Here is a 20643-nt window from a genome sequence, read left to right as displayed (position 1 = left end):
AGGATCCATCGTGAAAGTTGTCGTCGCCGTTTTGCTGTCCTTCTGCCTGGCGCTGAATGCCTGGGCGAACGAAGAGAAGAAGGAAGGGAAGGAGGGGGAAGCCCCCAAGACCGAATTCTATAACCTGACCCCGGCGTTGGTCGGCAACTATGGCAGCGGTACCAAGCTCAAGTACTACAAGGCCGACATCGCCCTGATGATGACCGGCAAGGAAGCCAAGGAGAAGGTCGAGTACCACGAGCCGCTGATCCGCAACCAGCTGGTGATGCTGTTCGCCCAGCAGACCGATGAATCCATGAGTGGTGTCGAGGCGCGCGAGAAGCTACGCCAGGAAGCGCTCAAGCAGGTACAGAGCGTGCTCACCCAGGAGGAGGGCAAGCCCCTGGTGGAGGACCTACTGTTCAACAACCTGATCGTCCAGCCCTGAGGCGTCGCCTCAGCGGCGGGCCGCGGCGACGATTGCCGTCCACTCGGTCGGGCTGACCGGCATCACCGAGAGCCGGTTGCCCTTGCGCAGCAGGGCGAAGTCGGCGAGCGCCGGCAGCTCCCGCAGGCGCGGCAGGGTCAGCACCCGCGGAAAGGCCTCGACGAAGGCGACCTGGCGCGCTGTCCAGGGATTGCTGTCGGCACTGGCCTTGGGCGCGTAATAGGGACTCTCGGGGTCCAGCGCGGTGGGATCGGCGAAGGCCTCGCCGACGATGCGACCGATGCCGGCGATACCCGGTTCGGCGCAACTCGAATGATGAAAGAAGAAGAGATCATCGGGCGTCATGGCGCGCAGGAAGTTGCGGGCCTGATAGTTGCGCACGCCGTCCCAGCGCCCTTCGCCCAGGCGTTGCAGGTCTTGTAGTGAGAACTCATCGGGCTCGGATTTCAACAGCCAGAAGGCCACGGTTCGTCTCCTGACGAATGGAAGCCCGGGAGCTTCCTGGAAGGGGATTGGTCGATTGCAAGGGGCGACCGCTTGTCGCAGAATGCCGCCCATTCCGGATGAAGTCTGACCGTACGCGCTGAGCATAACAGGGCGACGTCCTGTCCTGCCCAAAGGTGCCAGCAAGGGGGTGGCCCAGCTCGATGAAACGCAAACCTGATCTGTTGTGGGTACTGGTCCTGATCTTCACGCTCGGCGTCGTCACCACGGGCTATACCCAGAGTTTCTGGGAGCAGCGCCAGAGCCAGCAGTACGCCCGTTACGCCAGCGAAACGCCGCCGGCGCGCTAAACCCCTCTCCCGCGCTGGCCGTACCAGCCGCCATCGCTGACCACCGCCGCCATGGGCACGTCCCAGGCCGCCAGGGCCAGCCGCTCGACCTTCTGACATTCGTGGGCGCAGCCGATCAGGCACGGACTGCGCCACCGCTGCCGACGCGCCAGATAGGCCAGGTTGCGGTCGTAGAAACCCTTGCCCATGCCCAGGCGTCCGCCCTGGGGGTCGAAGCCCACCAGCGGCATCAGAATCAGCCCCAGTGCCCAGCTCGGTCGACCCAGGCGGCGGTCCGGGCGCGGCTCGGCGATGCCGAATCTATTGCGCACCCAAGCTTCGCCGTGACCGACGCGCTGGAAGATCATCGCCGTACGCGGCCAGCGGGAGAGCACCGGCAGATAGGTGGCCTTGCCGCGGCGCTGGGCTTCTTCGAGCAGCGGGCGTGGATCTATCTCGCCATCGCTGGGCAGATAGAAGGCGATATACCGGGCGCGCCGAAACAGCGGGTGCTGGGCGAGCTGTCGGTAGAGGCGGCGGGCGGCTTGGCGCTGCTGGACGGGCGTAAGGGCACGACGGCGCTGGCGGAGCAACTTGCGCAACGCAGGCCGACTGAGATCGGGGGAGGGGGTGGTCATGGAAAAAATGAGCTCTCCGGAATGCCGCTGCCGGTGTAGCCCTTGAACCCTTGGTTCAAGGTGGGAGAAGTCGTAGGCCTTTAGGCTTTCCGCCGTAGCGGACATGCACACCAGCCTTACGAGCAACCCCCGGGGTGTTGCTTATCGGCTCGGGGACATGACCGACTGGCGCACACACCAGAGAGTGGCCTTCAGTATACGCCCCTGAGTCGGGATGCAAACCCCCGCCTATCTCCGGTCGCTAGTCAGGCAGTGGTGTCGTGTTCGGTGATAAGGGCGCGGTCGACGCGATCCAGCAGGTCACGCACGCGCTCGCGGGTGCTGCTCACCTCGAGGCTGACGTCGTCGTGGCGGTGCAGCAATTCGTGGGTGATGTTCAGGGCGGCCATCACGGCCACGCGGTCGGCGCCAATGACCTTGCCGCTGGCGCGGATCTCGCGCATCTTGCCGTCCAGGTAGCGGGCGGTGCTTTCCAGGTTGGCACGCTCGTCGGCGGGGCAACTGATGCGATATTCCTTTTCCAGAATCTGGACGGTCACGGTCTCGCTGCTCATGAGTCCTGCTCCAAGGCTTTCAGGCGTAAAATCATCGCTTCGACCTTCGATCTGGCCAATTCGTTCTTCTCGATCAACTCGGCGCGCTCCTGGCGCCAGTGGCGCTCACTGAGGCGCAGCTGTCGGTTCTGCTGCTGGAGTTCGTCCAGGCGCCGGAGCAAACGCTCCACACGGTCACCGAGGGCGTCCAGGTCGGCGTCGAGGGGCGTGTCGCGAGGCTCGCGCATGGGGGCTACAGCTCCAGAAGGGTGCAACGAGATTGGCCGCCGGCGGGGTCAGCGCGTAGGATAAGGCTTCATTCTAGCCAGCGCCTTCCCTCGACGCCATGTCCAGCTCAGCATCCGCCTACGCCGCTTTCTCCACCCTGCTCGCCGAGGCCGCCCTGCCGGTCTCGCCCGCCGAACTCCATGGCCATCTGCTCGGGCGGGTGTGTGGCGGCGCGGGCTTCGACGAGAACGACTGGCTGGCCGCGGCCAGCGAGCTGCTGGGTGGTGCGCCGAGCGAACGGCTGCAGGCGGCGCTGTCGGGCCTGCTGGGCATGGTGCAGCAGGAATTCGCCGGCCAGCAGGTGGCCCTGGTACTGCTGCTGCCGCCGGACGAGGCGCCCCTGGCCGAGCGCACCGCCGCCCTGGGCCAATGGTGCCAGGGCTTCCTGGCCGGTTTCGGCCTGTCCGGGCGCACCGGCGAGGTCTCCGGCGAGGCCCGCGAGGTGCTCGAGGATCTCGCCGCCATCGCTCAGATCCAGGAGCCGACCGACGAAGGCGAAGAGGGCGAGAACGACTTCATGGAAGTCACCGAGTACCTGCGCGTGGCGCCCCTGCTGCTCTACGGGGAATACGGCCGCGGTCCCATTCCCGAACCCGCGCCCGTGGTGCACTGAGCGGCCATGCCGCGGATTCCCAAGGCTGAATTCGCCCGCCGCCGGCGTGCCTTGATGGCCGAGATCGGCAGCGGCGGCATCGCCCTGCTGCCGGCCGCACCGGTGTGCCTGCGCAATCGCGACATCGAACAGCCCTATCGCCAGGACAGCGATTTCCAGTACCTCACCGGCTTTCCCGAACCGGAGGCCCTGGCCGTGCTGATTCCCGGCCGCGCCCACGGCGAATACCTGCTGTTCTGCCGCGAGCGGGATGCCGAGCTGGAGCGCTGGGAAGGTCCGCGCGTCGGCCAGGACGGGGCGCTGGCCCTCTACGGCGCGGACGATGCCTTTCCCATCGGCGATCTGGACGACATCCTGCCCGGGCTCCTGGAGGGCCGCGAACGGGTTTACTACGCCATGGGTGGCCACCCGGAATTCGAGCGGCAACTGCTCAACTGGATCGAACTGATCCGCGCCAAGGCCGACCAGGGCGCCTCGCCGCCACGGGAGCTGCTGGCGCTGGATACCCTGCTGCACGACAGTCGACTGTACAAGTCGGCCGCCGAGGTGCGGCTGCTCAAGGCCGCCGCCGAATTGACCTGTGCCGCCCACGTGCGGGCCATGCAGGCCTGCCGGCCAGGTCTGCGCGAGTATCACCTGGAGGCGGAGCTGGACTATTGCTTCCGCCAGGGTGGAGCGCGGCTGGCGGCCTACGGCTCCATCGTCGCCGCCGGGGCCAACGCCTGCGTCATGCACTACCAGGCCAACGATGCGCCGCTGCGGGATGGCGACCTGGTGTTGATCGACGCCGGCTGTGAACTGGAGTGCTACGCCAGCGACGTGACCCGCACCTTTCCGGTCAATGGCCGCTTCTCGCCCGAGCAGCGGCAGCTGTACGACATCGTGCTGGCCGCCAACCAGGCCGCCATCGCCTGCGTGGCGCCTGGCCGGCACTGGAACGAACCCCACGAGGCGACGGTCAGGGTGATCACCAAGGGACTGCTGCGCCTGGGCCTGCTCAAGGGCGAGCTAGAGGCGCTGATCGAGGCGGGCGCCTGTCGCGATTTCTACATGCATCGCGCCGGTCATTGGCTCGGGTTGGATGTCCATGACGTCGGCGAGTACCGCATCGGCGAGCAGTGGCGGATGCTGGAGCCGGGCATGGTGCTGACCGTCGAGCCTGGTCTCTATATCCCGCTGGAGGCCCAGGTACCGCGCAAATGGCGCGGCCTGGGCATCCGTATCGAAGACGAGGTGCTGGTGACGCGCAGCGGTTGCGAGGTGCTGACCGCCGGCCTGCCCAAGGCGGCCGCGGAGATCGAGGATTTGATGGCGGCCGCCCGTGGCCGTCGGGAGAAGGCTGATGCAACGTCCTGATATCGCCATCATCGGCGGCGGCCTGGTCGGCGCCAGCCTGGCCCTGGCCCTGCAGGCCGGCGCCAAGGCGCGCGGCTGGCGCATCCTGCTGGTGGAGCCCTTCGCGCCGGGCGACACCTACCAGCCGAGCTACGATGCCCGCTCCTCGGCGCTGTCCTACGGCTCGCGGCTGATCTATCAGCGCCTGGGCGTCTGGGAGGCCCTCGCCGAGCATGCCGAGGCGATCCGCGAGATCCAGGTCTCCGACCAGGGTCGCTTCGGCGTGACCCAGCTGCTCGCCCGTGACGAGAACCTGCCGGCGCTGGGCTACGTGGTAGAGAACGCTTGGATCGGCCAGGTGCTCTGGCAGGCGCTCGACCGTGAGGTGGTGGACTGGCGCTGCCCGGCCGAGGTGCGCCGGCTGACCGCCATCCCCGACGGCTATCGCCTGGAGCTGGACGACGGCGCGACCCTCGAATGCGGCCTGGCGGTGCTGGCCGACGGCGGCCGTTCGGCGCTGCGCGAAGCCCTGGGTATCGAGGTGCGGCGGACGGTCTATGAACAGACCGCGCTGATCGCCAACGTCTCCACCAATCTCGGCCATGGCGGTCGCGCCTTCGAGCGCTTCACGCCCCACGGCCCCCTGGCGTTGCTGCCCCTGCCGGGTCAGCGCAGCGCCCTGGTCTGGACCCAGCCGGATGGCGAGGCGCTGCGGTTGCAACAGGCGCCGGACGCGGTCTTTCTCGCCGAGTTGCAACAGGCGGTAGGCTATCGCCTGGGCAGCTTCACCCAGGTCGGCACCCGCCATGCCTATCCGCTGACCCTGCTGGAAGCCAACGAACAGGTCCGTCCGCACCTGGTGGTGCTGGGCAATGCCGCCCACAGCCTGCACCCCATCGCCGGCCAGGGTTTCAACCTGTCCCTGCGTGATGTCGACAGCCTGGCCGAGTGCCTGCTGGAGAACTCTGCGGCGCCTGGCGACTTCGCCGTCCTGCAGGAGTATCTGCAGCGACAGTGTCTGGATCAGCAGCTGACCATCGGCTTTTCCGATCGCATCACCCGGCTGTTCTCCAACAGCCGGCCCTGGCTCAGCGCCGGACGCAACCTGGGCCTGGTCGGCCTGGAGCTGTGCCCGCCGGCCAAGAGTGCCTTCGCCCGCCAGGCCATGGGCCTGGGTACCCGTCCCTGACCTGCGAGGAGAAACGAGCATGCTGACCCATGCGGATCTGGTGATCGTCGGTGCCGGCATGGTCGGCAGCGCCCTGGCCCTGGCCCTGGCCGACAGCGGCCTGTCGGTGGTGCTGCTCGACCGTGGCCCGCTCACCCCTGGCGCGGTCGAAAGCGACCTGCCCTTCGAGCCCCGGGTCAGCGCCCTGTCGCTGGCCAGCCAGCGCATCCTGCAGCGCCTCGGCGCCTGGGACGGCATCCGGGCGCGCCGGGTCAGCCCTTACCAGGCGATGCATGTCTGGGACGGCTCCGGCACTGGCGCCGTGCATTTCGAAGCCGCCAGCGTGCACGCCGAGGTCCTCGGCCACATCGTCGAGAATCGCGTGGTGCAGGATGCCCTGCTCGAACGCCTCGCCGAGGCCAACGTCCTGCTGCTGCCCGAGGCGCGGCTGGAGTTGCTACGCCGCTCCGGCGACCAGTGGCTGGTGCAACTAGCCGGCGACCGCCAGATTCGCGCGCCGCTGGTGGTAGCCGCCGATGGCGCGACCTCCGCCGTGCGCCGCCTGGCCGGGCTGGAAACCCGCGAGTGGGATTATCTGCACCATGCCATCGTCACCAGCGTACGCTGCGCCGAATCGCACCAGCGCACTGCCTGGCAGAGATTCACCGACGATGGTCCCCTGGCTTTCCTGCCGCTGGACCGCGGCGGCGATACCCGCTGGTGCTCCATCGTCTGGTCCTGCACGCCCAAGCAGGGCGAGCGGCTGATGGCGCTGGACGACGCGGCCTTCTGCCAGGCCCTGGGCGAGGCCTTCGAGCAGCGCCTGGGCAAGGTGGAGTGCAGCGATACTCGGCTGTGCATCCCGCTGCGCCAGCGCCATGCCAAGCGCTATGTGGAGCCCGGCCTGGCCTTGATCGGTGATGCTGCCCACGTCATCCATCCGCTGGCCGGGCAGGGCGTCAACCTGGGCTTTCTCGATGCCGCTGTGCTGGCCGAGGAACTGCGCCATGCCCAGGCCCGCGGCGAGTCCATCGCCGAACAGCGGGTGCTGGAGCGCTACGAGCGCCGGCGCATGCCGCACAACCTGGCGATGATGGCGGCGATGGAAGGCTTCCAGCGGCTGTTCCAGGATGACCGCCTGCCGCTGCGCTGGCTGCGTAATGCCGCGCTCAAGCAGGTGGATCGCCACTTCGAAGCCAAGGCGCTGTTCGTCCGGCGCGCCCTGGGGTTGTCCGGCGATGTGCCGGAGTTGGCCAGGGTAGTGGCCTGAGGCGCCGGTCCGGCCCAGGCTGCGGCCGGGCTGGTTTCAGAATTTCCAGCCACAGGCCAGGGCGAAGATATCCTGGCTCATCTTGAGATTGGCCTCGCCGCCCCCGAAGGCGGTCGGGATCGAGCCGTTGCCGTCGATCTTCTTCGCGAAGCCATGGGTGTAGGCGAGGCTGAGTTCGCCGTTCGGGCTGGTGGCCCAGGTCAGGCCCAGGCTCAGATGGTCCTGGATGACGCCGGGGGCGAGGATGTTCAGGAAGGTCTGGCTGCGAGCGATGGGCTGGTCGGCATGGCTGTAGCCCGCGCGCAGCGTCAGTGCCGGGGTCAGGGCATAGCTGGCGGCGACCTTGTAGACGGTGACGTCGCGCCAGCCGAAGCCCGGGCCTTCCGCCGAGCCGAGGGGGTTGCCCGCGAACACCGATGGTAGGGAGAAGGTGTTGGCGATCGAGCGGACGCTGCTGTACTTGATCTCCTGAACATCGGCGCCGAGCGTCAGGCGGGGCGTCGCCCGGTAGGACAGGCCAACGCCATAGTTCTCCGGGATGTCGAAGCTGCCGCCGTTGGCGAACAGCCCGGCGTAGCGGTCGAACTTGCGTGCCTCGATCTTGGAGGCCCAGGTCACCCCGAGCGTCAGGCCGTCGAGCACCTCGCCCTGCCAGCCCAGGCGATAGCCAACCCCGGTGGAGCTGTCGTGGCCCTGATCGGTCACGTGCTCGCTGTCGTTGGTGAAGCCCGGGGTGGCGAAGGCGCCCAGCCCCTTGGCGGCGAAGCGTTGGTAGACGAGGTTGAGGCCGATGCCGACCGATTGCCGGTCGCTGAAGCGGTAGGCGATCGAAGGGGTGACGAAGACCTGAGCGAGGTCTACCCCAGCGCTGCCGCGGCTACCGAAGGCGCCATAGGGATTCTTGCGGTAATCGGTGTTCATCCCGCCGTTGCCATAGACCGCGAGGCCTACCCCGAGGCGGTCGGACAGCTGTTTGCTGACGCCGAATTCCGGAAGCAGGAAGACATTCTTGGCGTTGCCGTTGTAGTGGCCATCGGCGCCGGCACGGTTACCGCTGATCTCGGCCTGTCGATCCGGGGCGAACAGGGTGGCGCCGAGGTCCAGGCGATCACCGATCCAGGCGGTGCCGGCCGGGTTGTTGGCCGCGGCCAGGGCATCCTGGGGCTGGGCAATGCTGACCCCGGCCTGTCCCTGCGCCTTGATGCCGATGCCGTGGGTGAAATAGCCATTGGTGGCCAGGACTTGGCCACTGCCCAGGGTCAGGAGCAGGCCGCAGAAGCGTTTTCCCCATTTCATCGTCTTGGCTTCCCTCTCGGTGATGGCTGATCGCCAGCCTTGGAGGGCTCAATTTAATACAATGTATATCGTTTAATTATAATATCGAATTAGATGTTTAGCTGTTTTGGTTATAAATGGAGTGTGCTGCCTATCTTGGCTGGGACGCTGTCAGCGCGGGCAATAGAGCAGATACAGGGTGCTGAGCAGGTGTAGCACCCTGGGGTCCTGGACCGAATAGAAGATGCGTTTGCCCTCGCGGCGGGTGTTGACCAGGCCTTCGGCGCGCAGGACGCCCAGTTGCTGGGACAGGTTGGGCTGCCCTATGCCCAGCAACTCTTCGAGTTCACTCACGGCGCGCTCGCCTTGGCTGAGTTGGCACAGCAGCAGCAGGCGGTCTGGATGGCTCAGGGAGCGCAGCACGCCGGCGGCCTCGGTGGCGGCAGTGCGCATTTGCTGGATATCCATGGGGATCCTGTCGAGAGGAAGAGCGCGGAGTATAGGGAATCGCCGTCCACGAAAGAAAGGCGCTGGCGGAAGGCAGCGAAGAAGCGCTCAGAGGTCCGAGAAAAAGGTTAAACATTATATAATTTATTATATTGTATGCTGATTAACCTGCCCTGAGGAGCGCCCATGTCCCTGAATCTGAGCGACGTTTCTCTCTGGTCCGCTTTGGCTGGCGGCCTGCTCATCGGCCTGGCCGTTGCCTTGCTGCTGCTGGGCTGCGGGCAGGTCGCGGGGATCAGCGGCCTGCTTGGTCGGCTGTTGCACTGGCCGGGAACTGGCAACGCCTGGCGCTGGAGCTTCCTGTTGGGCCTGGTTCTGGCACCGGTGCTGGCGCGGCTGGCCGCTACCTTGCCGGAGGCGCCGGTCCAGGCCGGCTGGCCACTGCTGATGGTCAGCGGCGCCTTGGTGGGCGTGGGCACGGGCATGGCCAATGGCTGTACCAGCGGCCACGGGGTCTGCGGCCTGGCGCGGGGCTCGCGGCGCTCCCTGGCGGCCACCCTGACCTTCATGGCGACCGGCATGGTCACGGTATTCCTGAGCCGCCATCTGGGGAGCTGACGCCATGATTACCGCTATCGCCTTCGTCTGCGGACTGGTCTTCGGCTGGGGCCTGTTGCTGTCCGGCATGAGCCAGCCCAGCCAGGTGCTGAGTTTTCTCGACGTCACCGGCAACTGGTCACCCAACCTGGCGCTGGTGATGCTCGGTGCCTTGGCCGTGGCAGTGCCCGCCTACTGGCTGGCGCGTCAGCGCGGTCGTACGCTGCTGGATCAGCCCATGCAGCTACCGACGGCCCAGCTCATCGACCGTCGCCTGTTGGTGGGCGCTGCCCTCTTCGGGATTGGCTGGGGCTTGGCCGGCATCTGCCCGGGGCCGGCAGTGGTCCTGCTGGGCAGCGCCTCACCCCAGGGGGCGCTGTTCCTGCTGGCGATGCTGGTCGGCAGGTGGGTCTTCGAGCAGGTTTCGAAACGGCGGTCGACTGGCGACTAGGTTCTGTACGAAAAATGCCTGCGCTCGGCGACTTTTCGTACAGAACCTAGCGGGGCGGTCGCCGTCGGAGTGCCGCGTTAACGCGGTCAGCCTTGGCGGGCGAGCTCAAGGGCCGCTGCGCGCCAGTCGGCCTCGCGGGGCAGGGCGAGGAAGTGCGGGTTGAGGAAGGACTCGCGCATCTCGTAGGTGAGGGGCTGGCCGTCCAGGGTCAGGACCTCGCCGCCGGCGCCTTCCAGTACGCCCTGGGCGGCGGCGGTGTCCCACTGGGAGGTGGGGGCGAGCCGGGGATAGAAGTCGGCCAGGCCTTCGGCCAGGAGGCAGAACTTGAGCGAGCTGCCGACGCTGACCAGCTTGGGTTCACCCAGGGTGCTGCCCAGCTCCTCCAGCAAGCGCTGCTGCGCCGGGCTGCTGTGGCGGCGGCTGGCGACCACGGTGAAGGCCTCTTCCGGCTGCTGGCGCACGCCGATCTCGACGCCATCTTCGCCCTGGATACGGAAGGCACCCAGTTCGCGGCCGCCGCTGAAGCAGACGTCCCGGGTGGGAATGCCGACCACGCCGAAGATCACCTGGCCCCGTTCGACCAAGGCCACGTTGACGGTGAATTCCTCGCTGCCGTCGATGAATTCCTTGGTGCCGTCCAGGGGGTCGACCACCCACCAGACGTCCCAGGCGCTGCGCGCCGCGAAGGGGATGTCGCAGGCTTCTTCCGACAGCACCGGCACGTCCGGGGTCAGGCGTGCCAGACCCTCGGCCAGCACCCGGTGGGCGGCGAGATCGGCGGCGGTCACCGGCGAGTCGTCGCTCTTCTGCCGCACCGCCACGCCCTGGCGCCAGAAGGGTAGGGTGGCCGCACCCGCCTGGCGTACCAGGTCGATGACGTTGAGCACCAGCGGCGCGGTAATGGAAACGGGCGCCATCATGCCGGCAGTTCTCCGCGTTGGGTGAGCAGGTCGCGCACCAGGTAGAGGGCGGCCAGGGCCCGGCCTTCGGAAAAGCGCGGATTCTGCACCAGTTGCGACAGTTCGCGCAGGTCGACGCTGCTGACTTCGATGGGCTCGGGTTCGTCGCCCGGCAGGCGCTCGGGATAGAGGTCGCGGGCCAGCACCACGTGGATGCGCTGGCTCATGTAGCCGGGGCTCAGCGACAGGGCGGTGAGGTATTCCAGCTTATGGGCGCCGAAGCCGGCTTCTTCCTTGAGTTCGCGATTGGCGGCATCGAGGATCTCTTCGCCCGGCTCCACCAGGCCCTTGGGCAGGGACAGCTCGTAGTCTTCCACGCCGCCGCAGTATTCCTCGATGAGCAGGGCGCGGTTGGCGTCCGGCATGGCCACCACTATCACCGCACCATGGCCGGTGCCTTTGTTGGCCAGGCGCTCGTAGGTGCGTTCCTCGCCGTTGGCGAAGCGCAACTGCATCTCCTCGACGGTGAACAGGCGGCTCTTGGCCACGATCTGTCGGGCGAGGACAGTGGGTTTCTGGCGCATGGACGGCTCCTCGGCTGGGCGGACGGGTATGATAACCCGCCTGTTACATGATCCGGAGTCACCATGACCCCTCTCGACTGGAGCCGTATCGATACCGTGTTGTTGGACATGGACGGCACCCTGCTCGATCTGCACTTCGACAACCATTTCTGGCTGGAGTACCTGCCGCAGCGCTACGCCGAGCGCCACGGCCAGTCCCTGGCGCTGGCCAAGGCCGAGCTGGAGCCGCTGTTCCTCAGCCACCAGGGCAAGCTGACCTGGTACTGCCTGGACTTCTGGAGCGCCGAACTGGGCTTTTCCATGCGCGAGCTCAAGGAAGAGGTCGCCCACCTGATCGCGCTGCGGCCCGACGCCGACACCTTTCTCGCCGCCCTGCAGCGCGCCGGCAAGCGCGTGGCGCTGATCACCAATGCCCACCGCGATTCGCTGTCGCTGAAATTGGAACGTATCGAGCTGGCGCCCTATTTCGACCGGCTGATCAGCTCCCACGACTACGGCTTCCCCAAGGAGGAGCAGCAGTTCTGGCACGCCCTGCAGGCCGACTTCGCCTTCGATCCGGCGCGGACCCTGTTCATCGACGACAACCTGCCGATCCTGCGCAGCGCCCGTGACTATGGCGTCGCCCACCTGCTGGCGATCCACGAGCCGGACAGCCGCCGCGGGCCCAAGGACAGCGAGGAGTTCGCGGCGGTAAGGGATTATCGGGAGATACTGCCCGCTTGAAGAGAGACCCTCACCCCGGCCCTCTCCCAGGGGGAGAGGGGGTAAAGCAGGCGAGAGCGGAGTAGATCGGTGGATATCAAACAACTGCGCTTTCTCATCGCCCTGGACGAGACGCGGCATTTCGGCCAGGCGGCGGCGCGCTGCCATGTGACCCAGCCGACCCTGTCCATGCGCCTGCGTGGCCTGGAGGATGAGCTGGGGGTGGAACTGGTAAGGCGCGGTCAGCGTTTCGAAGGGTTCACCGAAGCCGGCCAGCGCATCCTCGCCTGGGCGCGCACCCTGATGGCCGCCCACGATGGCCTCTATGCCGAAGCCCAGGCCTTCCAGGGACAGTTGGTGGGCACCCTGAGGGTCGGTCTGGTACCCCTGGCCAGCTTCGATCCCATGCCGTTGCTCCAGCACCTGCGCCAGTTGCATCCCAAGCTGCATTTCCAGCTGCAGGTGCTGAGCACCGAGCGCATCCTCGAAGCCGTGGCCAGCAATCGCCTGGAGCTGGGCATCTCCTATCTGGAGCACCTGGACCCGGCCCGCTTCGACAGCCTCATCCTGACCGAGACGCGCATGGGCTTGCTCTATGACGAGCGCCATTTCGCCTTCGCGCAGACCGCGCTGGATTGGCAGGCGGTGGCCGAGCTGCCCCTGGGGCTGCTCACCGGTGCCATGCATTTCCGCCAGTCGGTGGATCATGGCTTTCGCAGCCTGGGGCTGACGCCGCAACCGTTACTGGAGACCGATGCCGTCTATCTGCTGCTGCAGGCGGTCAATGCCGGCCTCTGCTGCGCCGTGGTGCCCCTGGCCGGCGGTTTCGACCGCCTCACCCCCCATGCGCGGCTGATCCCCATCGATACGGCCCGCACCCTGACGCCCCTGGGCCTGCTCATTCGTCGGACCGAACCCCGACTGGCGGTCGCCGATGCCTGCTTCCAGGCGATCAAGGCGCTCTACGCCGAGAGTGATAGATAGCGCTTATCAAAGCATCGGTCATAGCGATTAGACGCCCCGGGATGTGCTGGTTAATCTTTGATCTGTGTCAAACCGCCGCAGGTCGTTTTCGCCCATGTCCCAGGAATCGCCAGGTCCTGTCGCCCCGCTGCCCGCCGGCTATGCCTTCGCCGAGCTGGAGCAGCCCGCCGTGCGTGGCGAACAGCCGCTGGCCGAGGAGGTGGCGCTGGCCATCGCCTACAACGGCATCAGCCATGCGGTGATGATGGCGACCCCGGCCTACGTGGAAGACTATGTGGTCGGTTTCAGCCTCAGTGCGGGTATCGTCGATGCCATCGACGACATCTATGGCATCCAGGTGCGCCGGGTTGGCGAAGCCCTCAACGTCGATGTCGAGATCAGCAGCCGTACCTTCTGGGCGCTCAAGCAGCAGCGTCGCCAACTGGCCGGTACCAGCGGCTGCGGCCTGTGCGGGGTCGAGGCCCTGGAACAGGCGCTGCCGCAGCTGGATCGACTGCGCAAGGTGCCCCTGCCACCGGCCGCCCATTTGCACGACCTGCGCCAGCGCATCGATGCCGCCCAGGATCTCGGTCAGCGCAGCGGCGCGGTGCACGCCGCGCTGTTCATCGATGGCCAGGGCGAACTGACCCTGTGCCGCGAGGACATCGGCCGCCACAACGCCCTGGACAAGCTGATCGGCGCCCTGCTGCGCCAGCGCCAGCCGGTGCGCGAGGGCTGCGTGGTGGTCACCAGTCGCTGCAGCCTCGAACTCATCCATAAGGCGGTGCGGGCCGGACTTGCCACCCTCATCACGCTGTCGGCGCCCACTGGGCTGGCCGTGGAGTGGGCGCGTCGCCATCGTCTCAACCTGATCCACCTGCCGCACCGGTCGCCTCCGCGGGTCTATGCCCCGGCGCCGGTGGCCCCTTGATCCCACGGGAATCGCCATGAACAAACCTCAGCAGTCCTTCAAACCCTATCAAGGCCCCGCCGCCGGCTGGGGCGCCCTGAAGAGCGTGGTGCACTTCTGGCTCGACAGCGGCAACGCCTTCAAGAATCTGCGTACGCTGCTCAAGACCAACCAGGACCATGGCTTCGACTGCCCCGGCTGCGCCTGGGGCGAGGCGCCGGAGAACGGCCTGGTGAAGTTCTGCGAGAACGGCGCCAAGGCGGTCAACTGGGAGGCCACCAAGCGCCGCGTCGACGCGACCTTCTTCGCTCGCCACAGCGTGACCTCGCTGCTGGAGCAGAGCGACTACTGGCTCGAATATCAGGGCCGGCTGACCGAGCCGCTGCGCTATGACGCGGCCACCGATCGCTACGTGCCCATCGCCTGGGACGCCGCCTTCGCGCTGATCGCCAAGGAGCTCAAGGCCCTGGCCAGCCCCGACGAGGCCGAGTTCTACACCTCCGGCCGCGCCAGCAACGAGGCGGCCTTCCTCTATCAGCTGTTCGTGCGCGCCTACGGCACCAACAACTTCCCCGACTGCTCGAACATGTGCCACGAGGCCAGCGGTGTCGGCCTGGGCCGCAGCATCGGCGTCGGCAAGGGCACCGTGACCTATCACGACCTGGAGCACGCCGACGCCATCTTCGTCATCGGCCAGAACCCCGGTACCAACCATCCGCGCATGATCGAGGTGTTGCGCAACGCGGTGAAGCGCGGCGCCCAGGTGGTCTGCTTCAATCCGCTCAAGGAGCGCGGTCTGGAGCGCTTCCAGCATCCGCAGAGTCCGCTGGAGATGCTCACCAACGACTCGCGGCCGACCAACACCGCCTACTTCCGTCCGGCCCTGGGCGGCGACATGGCGGCCCTGCGTGGCATCGCCAAGTACCTGCTGCAGTGGGAGCGCGAAGCGGCGGCCAAGGGCGGCAAGCGGGTCTTCGACCACGCCTTCATCGCCGAGCACACCCAGGGCGTGGACGACTACCTGGCCCAGGTGGATGCCACTTCCTGGGAGCTGATCGAGCGCCAGTCGGGGTTGTCGCTGCACGACATCGAGCAGGCCGCGCGTATGTACGCCAAGGCCGACAAGGTCATCATCTGCTGGGCCATGGGCATCACCCAGCACCGCCACTCGGTGGCCACGGTGCAGGAGATCGCCAACCTGCAACTGCTCTGCGGCCAGATCGGCAAGCCCGGCGCCGGCCTCTGCCCGGTACGTGGCCACAGCAACGTCCAGGGTGACCGCACCATGGGCATCGACGAGAAGGCCCCGGTCTGGCTCAGCGACGCCCTGGCCAAGCGCTTCGCCTTCGAGCCGCCGCGCGAGCGCGGCCACAATACCGTGGAGGCCATCGCCGCCATGGAGCAGGGCCAGGCCAAGGTGTTCATCGGTCTCGGCGGCAACTTCGCCCAGGCCACCCCGGATACCCCGCGCACCCACAAGGCGCTGCGCCAGTGCAACCTGACCGTGCACATCGCCACCAAGCTCAACCGCAGCCATCTGGTGACCGGTCGGCAGGCGCTGATCCTGCCCTGCCTGGGCCGTACCGAGCTGGACGTGCAGAAGGGCGGCAAGCAGGCCATCACCGTGGAAGACAGCTTCAGCATGGTGCACGCCTCGGCCGGCATCCTGAAGCCGCTGTCGGCGCAGATGAAGTCCGAGCCGGCCATCGTCGCCGGTATCGCCAAGGCCACCCTGGGCAACCACCCGGTGGACTGGGACTGGCTGATCGAGGACTACGACCGCATTCGCGACCTGATCGCCGACGTCATCCCCGGCTTCCAGGACTTCAACGCCCGTCTGCAGGAGCCGGGTGGCTTCTACCTGGGCAACAAGGCTGGGCGCCGGGAGTGGAACACCGCCACCGGCAAGGCCAACTTCGCCGCCAACGCGCTGCTGCATGATCTGCTGCCGGATGCGGTGCGTCGCCAGGGCATCAAGCCGGACCTGATCCTGCAGACCATGAGATCCCACGACCAGTACAACACCACCGTCTACAGCCTGGACGACCGCTACCGCGGCGTGAAGGGCCAGCGCGACGTGGTCTTCGTCAACCAGGCCGACCTGGATCGCCTGGGCGTGGCCGCCGGCGAGAAGGTGGACCTGGTGGCCCTGTGGGACGACGGCATCGAGCGTCGGGTCCGCGGCTTCACTGCGCTGCCGTTCGACATCCCGGTCGGCCAGGCCGCGGGCTACTACCCGGAGACCAACCCGCTGGTGCCCCTGGAGAGCTATGGCGAGGGCAGCTTCACGCCCACCTCCAAGTTCGTCGCCATCAAGGTCGAGAAGGCTAGCGCCGGCAACCGTATCGCCTCGGTGGCCTGAGCGGGGTAGGCTGTCTTCTCAAAGAGCCTGTTCAAAGGCTCGCGAGCTAGAGCCAAACAAGGCGCAACGACCAGCGGGAGTAACAGCTAAAGGCTGGCCCGAAGGGTGAGCGCCAGCGAAGCAAATGCCTGAGGAAGCGGACCGGGCTCGCGTGCGAATTTACTTAGGGTAAATGAGCATCTGAAGTTATTTTCAACGCCGTTTGGCCGACGCGTAACAGTCTTTGAACGGGCTCTGAGGGGAGGGCAGCCATGCAGCGCCTCACGACCTGGCTCGCCGAGGATCCGGTTCGATGCCGGCTGCTCGCCGTGCTGGCCGACCTGCAGTTGCCGGACGCCTGGCTAGCCGCTGGCTTCGTGCGCAACCTGGTTTGGGATCGTCTGCATGGCTATCCCGAGCCAACCCCGCTGGCGGATCTGGACGTCATCTATTTCGATCCGGTCGACTGTCGACCCGAGCGGGATAGGGATATCGAGAGGGCTTTGAGCGAAAGAGCGCCTGGTTGGCCCTGGTCGGTACGTAATCAGGCGGCCATGCATCAGCGCAACGATGACGCTCTTTATTCGAGCAGTGTCGATGCCATGCGCTACTGGGTCGAGGTTGAATCGGCACTGGCCGCCCGCCTGACTGCAGCTGGCCAGATCGAGATGGTCAGCCCCTTCGCGCAGTCCGGGCTGTTCGCCCTGCACCTCACGCTCAATCCCTGGCGTCCGCGCCCCGCGGCCTTTCGCCAGCGCCTGGCCACCAAGGGCTGGCTCGAGCGTTGGCCGCGGCTGCAGGTGCAGGAGCCCCTGGCCGCCGGCCTGATCTAGCCGACCTTGAAGCGGCCTGCCAACTCCTGCAACTGCAGACTCAGGCGCGCCAGTTCGCCGCTGGAGCGGGCGGTTTCCTCGCTGGCCGCAGCGGTCTGATCGGTCACCTCATGCACCTTGACCACGCTGCGGCTGATGTCTTCGCCGGCGGCGCTCTGCTGTTCCACCGCGGCAGCGATCTGCTCGTTCATGGTTTCGATCTCACCCACCGCGGTGCTGACGCTGCCGAGCATGGTCCCGGCCTGGCGAGTCAAGGCGACGCTGTTGTCGGTCAACTGGATGTTGCGCTCCAGGGCGGCGGTCATCTGGTCGGTACTGCCGTGCAGGCTGGCGATCAGGCCGGCGATCTCGTCGGTGGATGAGCGGGTCCGCTGGGCCAGGCCACGTACCTCGTCGGCCACCACGGCAAAGCCGCGACCAGCCTCGCCGGCACGGGCGGCTTCGATGGCGGCGTTGAGTGCCAGCAGGTTGGTCTGCTCGGCGACCGTCTTGATCACATCCAGCACGCCATTGATCCGATCGGCATCCTGCTTGAGCAATTCCATGGTGCCCTGGGTGGTACTCACCTCCTGGGCCAGGGCTTCGATCTGTATGACGACTTGATTGACCACAGCGTCGCCGTCGCGGGTCTTCTGGGTGGCCTCCCGGGCAGAGGTGGAAGCCAGCCCGGCATTGCGGGCCACTTCGCCGATGGTGGCGGTCATCTGCTGCATGGCGGTGGCGATCTGCTCGGTCTCGACCTTTTGTGCCGTGACGCCGGTGCGGGTCTGCTGGGTGATGGCGGAGAGCTCTTCGGCGGCGCTGGCCATCTGCACCACGCCGTCGCGCAGTTCGCTGATCAAGGTGCGCAGATTCTCGGTCATGCGTTGCATGGCGGACTGGAGCACGCCCAGTTCGTCGCGGCGGGTGACCGCGACCTGTGCGGTCAGATCGCCGCTGGCGACCTGCTCGACCAGGCGTATCGTTTCGCGCAGGGGACCCACGATGGCACGGGTGATGAGCCAGGCCGTGGCCAGGCTGAGCGCGATGATCGCCAGTAGCCAGCCCAGCAGCGAGTACTTGGCGCTGCTCATGTCGGCCCGGCGCAGCTCGCTTTGGAAGTTCTTGAGCTCGTTGGAGATATCCAGCAGCTTTTGGATGGCCTGGTCGAGTCCCTGGCGGGTCTCGGCCACCTTCGCCTGCAGGTCGACCAGGTGTGCGAAATAGCGGGCATAGGCCTCGATCTGACCCTGTACCGCCTGGAATTGCTCGGCGGGCACGTAGCTCACTACGTCCTGTAGTTCAGCCCTGGTCTGATCGATGCTCTGATTGACACGCTGCTGCTGAGCGGCATTGGGGGTGGCTCTGTAAGAGCGCAATTCCAGGCGCATCTTTTGGCTGGCGGCGAAGAGTTCGCTCAATTGCTGCTGGGCTGCCACCTGTTCCGCCGCTTGCTGAGCGTGCAGCAGCGCCTTGAGGCGTTCGGTAAGGTCATCGCCAATCTTGGCGCCGCCCTCGCGGCTCTTGGTCTGCTCCGCCGAGAGTCTTACCCGCTCCTGCTGCAAGGCACGATAATGTTCGAGCAGTTTTTGCGCCTGTTGGGCAAGCTCCTGGTTGCGGGGTGTTCTCGAGCCAGCGGCGACATCCTGCAATTCAGTGGCGAGCCGGTCCGCGGCCTTGAGCCACAGAGTTGCCTGCTCGGGTGTGTCGTCTAGGGAGAAGGCCTGGCCTTCGATACGCATGTCCCGGCTGTAAAAGCCCAGCAGATCGATGGACTCGATGCGCGTGCTGCGCCTATTCAAGGATTCGATGCCGCTCCAGCCACTATAGGCGACCAGCAGGGTGGGAATGATGACCAAGGTGAAGCCGATGAATAGCTTCGAGCGAACGCTGACATTTTTTAATTGCACGAGAAAATCCTGGCCGCGATATCGCAGTCGTTGAAAAATTTAGTTCGGTGAAGTGATATGAATAGATAGGAGTCTTGTCAGGGGTGTCAATGATTTTTATTTGACGCCTATTATTAGTACGTCTTTTTAATTTGACGCCTTCTGTGTTTGTTTCGGCCATGTTGTTTAATTAAGTAGTTGGAGTCTTTATATGATTTTTTCCTTCTATAAGAATATTTATTAAAAGTATTCCTTTATGGAGGGCCGGCTGTAGAGGGTGCGCTAACGAAGGGTGCACGGCAGATAGGGGCGTAAGGGATGGTAGCTGTCATTGGGGAGGCTGGAATGCGGGACACTGCCCGGTATGGAGCGAGCGTCAGGGGGCTGATCGAACCCTGTACGGTGGCTAGACTCCATAGAAGGTGTCTGCTCTCTCATCGCTGGCAAGGAATCCAATGCCTCTCACGGACCGCCGCCGCGCCTTTCTCCAGCATCCGGGCTTCTCGCGCCTCTTCGCGCCCGGCCGCCTGACCCTGGGCTTCCTGCTGCCCCTGGAGGGTTATCCCGACGATCCCATGCCAACGCTGCGCGACCACGCCCGGCTGGCGCGCCTGGCCGATCAGTTGGGTTTCGCGGCGCTCTGGGCACGCGACGTGCCCTTCTACGACCCCGGCTTCAACGATGCCGGCCAGGTGTTCGAGCCCTTCACCTACCTGGGCTATTTGGCCGGTATCACCGAGCGCCTGACCCTGGCCACCGGCAGTGCGGTCATCACGCTGCGCCATCCCCTGCACCTGGCCAAGATGGCGGCTTCGGTCGATCAGCTCAGCGATGGGCGACTGGTGCTGGGGGTGGCCTCCGGGGATCGGCCGGTGGAGTATCCGGCCTTCGGTTTGGAAAACGAATTCGAGCGCCGCGGCGAGCGCTTTCGCGATGCCTTTGAGATGTTCCGCCTCGCGGGCGAGACGAATTTCCCCTTGGGTGAATTCCGCCGCTTCGGCGATCTGCAGGGGGTGGCCGATCTGGTGCCCAAGCCGGTGCACGGCCGCATCCCGGCGCTGGTGACCGGGCGTAGTCGGCAGACGGTGGATTGGATCGCCGCCAAGGCCGATGGCTGGTTCTACTACTTCGTGCCTGCCGAACATGTCCCGGCGCTGACCCGGGTGTGGCGCGAGGCGCTGGACGAGATCGGCGGCCGCGAGCTGTTCAAGCCGTTCGCCCAGGGGCTGTTCTTCGAGTTGGCCAGTGATCCGGCCCAGCCGCCGCGGCCGATTCACGCTGGGCTGTCTTGCGGTCGGCGGGCGCTGGTGGACTACCTCGGCCAGTTGCAGGAGGCCGGGGTCAATCACCTGGCCCTCAACCTGCGGCCTTCGCGGCGCCCGGCCAGCGAGATCGTGCAGGAGCTGGGCGAGTTCGTCCTGCCGCATTTTCCGTCGCTGAACTAGGCGGCGGCACTGTCTGCTTGGGGCTACGGGAAGCGGGGTAACACCTGCTCGCAGCGCCACCTTCGCTTTCGGCTGACTGGGAATGCCCGGCGTCGCGAGCCAGGGGGTTCGACTTGCCTGCTGGCCGTTGCAACCCCTTGGCCTGATCTCTGCATAGAGAAGCCAGCTGTTACTTCCTGCCGGGTGCAACCGGATCGACGGTAGAGTATTTCGGGTTGCACTTGGTTGCACTTTTATTTCAAGCGGCGCTAAGCTGCGCCGAATTTCGACGCCTTCTTGCTTG

The 20643-nt window shown here is 66.1% G+C and carries 23 protein-coding genes and 1 other RNA gene; 14 read left to right on the top strand and 10 right to left on the bottom strand.

What is annotated here, in order from left to right; all coding sequences use genetic code 11:
* Positions 1-10: 10 nt before the first annotated feature.
* A complete protein-coding gene (locus tag QZ471_RS07630; RefSeq protein ID WP_295462364.1) occupies positions 11-427 on the top strand; it encodes a flagellar basal body-associated protein FliL in 417 nt (138 codons plus the stop codon).
* A gap of 9 nt (positions 428-436) precedes the next feature.
* Here the strand turns inward: QZ471_RS07630 and QZ471_RS07625 are convergent, their stop codons facing one another.
* Positions 437-892: an EVE domain-containing protein gene (locus QZ471_RS07625; RefSeq protein WP_295462362.1), complete on the bottom strand. Its 456-nt coding sequence runs from the start codon at positions 890-892 to the stop codon at positions 437-439.
* Between the two features lie 182 nt (positions 893-1074).
* Here QZ471_RS07625 and QZ471_RS07620 point away from each other — a divergent pair, with 182 nt between their 5' ends.
* A complete protein-coding gene (locus tag QZ471_RS07620) occupies positions 1075-1221 on the top strand; it encodes a hypothetical protein (protein ID WP_295462360.1) in 147 nt (48 codons plus the stop codon).
* On the opposite strand, the gene QZ471_RS07615 is transcribed toward QZ471_RS07620, so the two are convergent.
* The 4 genes from QZ471_RS07615 to QZ471_RS07600 form a co-directional block, all read right to left on the bottom strand.
* The gene (locus QZ471_RS07615) at positions 1218-1838 is read right to left on the bottom strand and encodes a 5-formyltetrahydrofolate cyclo-ligase (protein WP_295462358.1); all 621 of its coding nucleotides are present in this window, start codon (positions 1836-1838) and stop codon (positions 1218-1220) included. The genes QZ471_RS07620 and QZ471_RS07615 overlap by 4 nt on opposite strands.
* 9 nt (positions 1839-1847) lie before the next feature.
* Positions 1848-2025: non-coding RNA, 6S RNA (ssrS, locus tag QZ471_RS07610), on the bottom strand.
* 58 nt (positions 2026-2083) lie between these two features.
* Positions 2084-2392, bottom strand: coding sequence for a cell division protein ZapA (locus QZ471_RS07605; RefSeq protein WP_059230529.1), 309 nt, complete (start codon positions 2390-2392; stop codon positions 2084-2086).
* Positions 2389-2619, bottom strand: coding sequence for a TIGR02449 family protein (locus tag QZ471_RS07600; protein ID WP_295462357.1), 231 nt, complete (start codon positions 2617-2619; stop codon positions 2389-2391). The genes QZ471_RS07605 and QZ471_RS07600 overlap by 4 nt, the downstream gene beginning before the upstream one ends.
* A 98-nt stretch (positions 2620-2717) precedes the next feature.
* Between QZ471_RS07600 and QZ471_RS07595 the strand changes: the two genes are divergently transcribed.
* From QZ471_RS07595 to QZ471_RS07580, 4 genes are read left to right on the top strand one after another with little or no spacing between them, the layout of a single operon-like run.
* Positions 2718-3272, top strand: coding sequence for a UPF0149 family protein (locus tag QZ471_RS07595; protein ID WP_295462356.1), 555 nt, complete (start codon positions 2718-2720; stop codon positions 3270-3272).
* A 6-nt stretch (positions 3273-3278) separates the two neighbouring features.
* Entirely contained in the window at positions 3279-4628 is a 1350-nt protein-coding gene (gene pepP / locus QZ471_RS07590; RefSeq protein WP_295462354.1) for a Xaa-Pro aminopeptidase, read from the top strand.
* On the top strand, positions 4615-5796 hold the full coding sequence (ubiH, locus tag QZ471_RS07585; RefSeq protein ID WP_295462353.1) for a 2-octaprenyl-6-methoxyphenyl hydroxylase: 1182 nt from the start codon (positions 4615-4617) through the stop codon (positions 5794-5796). The genes pepP and ubiH overlap by 14 nt, the downstream gene beginning before the upstream one ends.
* 19 nt (positions 5797-5815) lie before the next feature.
* Complete coding sequence (locus QZ471_RS07580) at positions 5816-7045, top strand: 2-octaprenyl-3-methyl-6-methoxy-1,4-benzoquinol hydroxylase (protein WP_295462352.1); 1230 nt, start codon at positions 5816-5818, stop codon at positions 7043-7045.
* 36 nt (positions 7046-7081) lie between these two features.
* Here the strand turns inward: QZ471_RS07580 and QZ471_RS07575 are convergent, their stop codons facing one another.
* Both QZ471_RS07575 and QZ471_RS07570 read right to left on the bottom strand, forming a co-directional pair.
* Positions 7082-8341: an outer membrane protein transport protein gene (locus tag QZ471_RS07575; protein ID WP_295462351.1), complete on the bottom strand. Its 1260-nt coding sequence runs from the start codon at positions 8339-8341 to the stop codon at positions 7082-7084.
* A 150-nt stretch (positions 8342-8491) separates the two neighbouring features.
* Complete coding sequence (locus QZ471_RS07570; RefSeq protein ID WP_295462349.1) at positions 8492-8788, bottom strand: metalloregulator ArsR/SmtB family transcription factor; 297 nt, start codon at positions 8786-8788, stop codon at positions 8492-8494.
* Positions 8789-8953: 165 nt separating this feature from the next.
* Here QZ471_RS07570 and QZ471_RS07565 point away from each other — a divergent pair, with 165 nt between their 5' ends.
* Complete coding sequence (locus tag QZ471_RS07565; RefSeq protein ID WP_295462347.1) at positions 8954-9385, top strand: YeeE/YedE family protein; 432 nt, start codon at positions 8954-8956, stop codon at positions 9383-9385.
* Between the two features lie 4 nt (positions 9386-9389).
* The gene (locus QZ471_RS07560) at positions 9390-9815 is read left to right on the top strand and encodes a YeeE/YedE family protein (RefSeq protein ID WP_295462345.1); all 426 of its coding nucleotides are present in this window, start codon (positions 9390-9392) and stop codon (positions 9813-9815) included.
* 86 nt (positions 9816-9901) lie between these two features.
* Here QZ471_RS07560 and cysQ read toward each other — a convergent pair whose 3' ends face one another.
* Both cysQ and nudE read right to left on the bottom strand, forming a co-directional pair.
* Positions 9902-10735 carry a 3'(2'),5'-bisphosphate nucleotidase CysQ gene (gene cysQ / locus QZ471_RS07555; RefSeq protein ID WP_295462343.1) on the bottom strand — a complete coding sequence of 278 codons (834 nt, stop codon included), beginning with the start codon at positions 10733-10735 and terminating at the stop codon, positions 9902-9904.
* Positions 10732-11298, bottom strand: a complete 567-nt coding sequence (nudE, locus tag QZ471_RS07550) for an ADP compounds hydrolase NudE (protein WP_295462341.1) — start codon at positions 11296-11298, stop codon at positions 10732-10734. The genes cysQ and nudE overlap by 4 nt, the downstream gene beginning before the upstream one ends.
* A 63-nt stretch (positions 11299-11361) precedes the next feature.
* Here nudE and yrfG point away from each other — a divergent pair, with 63 nt between their 5' ends.
* The 5 genes from yrfG (at position 11362) to QZ471_RS07525 (ending at position 17047) form a co-directional block, all read left to right on the top strand.
* The gene (gene yrfG, locus QZ471_RS07545) at positions 11362-12021 is read left to right on the top strand and encodes a GMP/IMP nucleotidase (RefSeq protein WP_295462340.1); all 660 of its coding nucleotides are present in this window, start codon (positions 11362-11364) and stop codon (positions 12019-12021) included.
* A 69-nt stretch (positions 12022-12090) separates the two neighbouring features.
* Positions 12091-12984 carry a LysR family transcriptional regulator gene (locus tag QZ471_RS07540; RefSeq protein WP_295462338.1) on the top strand — a complete coding sequence of 298 codons (894 nt, stop codon included), beginning with the start codon at positions 12091-12093 and terminating at the stop codon, positions 12982-12984.
* 94 nt (positions 12985-13078) lie between these two features.
* Positions 13079-13894, top strand: a complete 816-nt coding sequence (gene fdhD / locus QZ471_RS07535) for a formate dehydrogenase accessory sulfurtransferase FdhD (RefSeq protein WP_295462336.1) — start codon at positions 13079-13081, stop codon at positions 13892-13894.
* 16 nt (positions 13895-13910) lie between these two features.
* A complete protein-coding gene (locus QZ471_RS07530) occupies positions 13911-16235 on the top strand; it encodes an FdhF/YdeP family oxidoreductase (RefSeq protein ID WP_295462334.1) in 2325 nt (774 codons plus the stop codon).
* 251 nt (positions 16236-16486) lie between these two features.
* Positions 16487-17047: a nucleotidyltransferase family protein gene (locus QZ471_RS07525; protein ID WP_295462332.1), complete on the top strand. Its 561-nt coding sequence runs from the start codon at positions 16487-16489 to the stop codon at positions 17045-17047.
* On the opposite strand, the gene QZ471_RS07520 is transcribed toward QZ471_RS07525, so the two are convergent.
* Positions 17044-18936, bottom strand: coding sequence for a methyl-accepting chemotaxis protein (locus QZ471_RS07520; protein WP_295462330.1), 1893 nt, complete (start codon positions 18934-18936; stop codon positions 17044-17046). The two genes, QZ471_RS07525 and QZ471_RS07520, sit on opposite strands and share 4 nt — an antisense overlap.
* Positions 18937-19370: 434 nt before the next feature.
* Between QZ471_RS07520 and QZ471_RS07515 the strand changes: the two genes are divergently transcribed.
* Positions 19371-20360 carry an LLM class oxidoreductase gene (locus tag QZ471_RS07515; RefSeq protein ID WP_295462327.1) on the top strand — a complete coding sequence of 330 codons (990 nt, stop codon included), beginning with the start codon at positions 19371-19373 and terminating at the stop codon, positions 20358-20360.
* The last annotated feature ends 283 nt before the right edge of the window (positions 20361-20643 follow it).

It is taken from the genome of uncultured Pseudomonas sp., assembly GCF_913774235.1.
Lineage (GTDB): Bacteria > Pseudomonadota > Gammaproteobacteria > Pseudomonadales > Pseudomonadaceae > Chryseomonas.
Note: the sequence above shows the minus strand (reverse complement) of the source record. Positions and strands in the feature narration are given on the sequence as shown.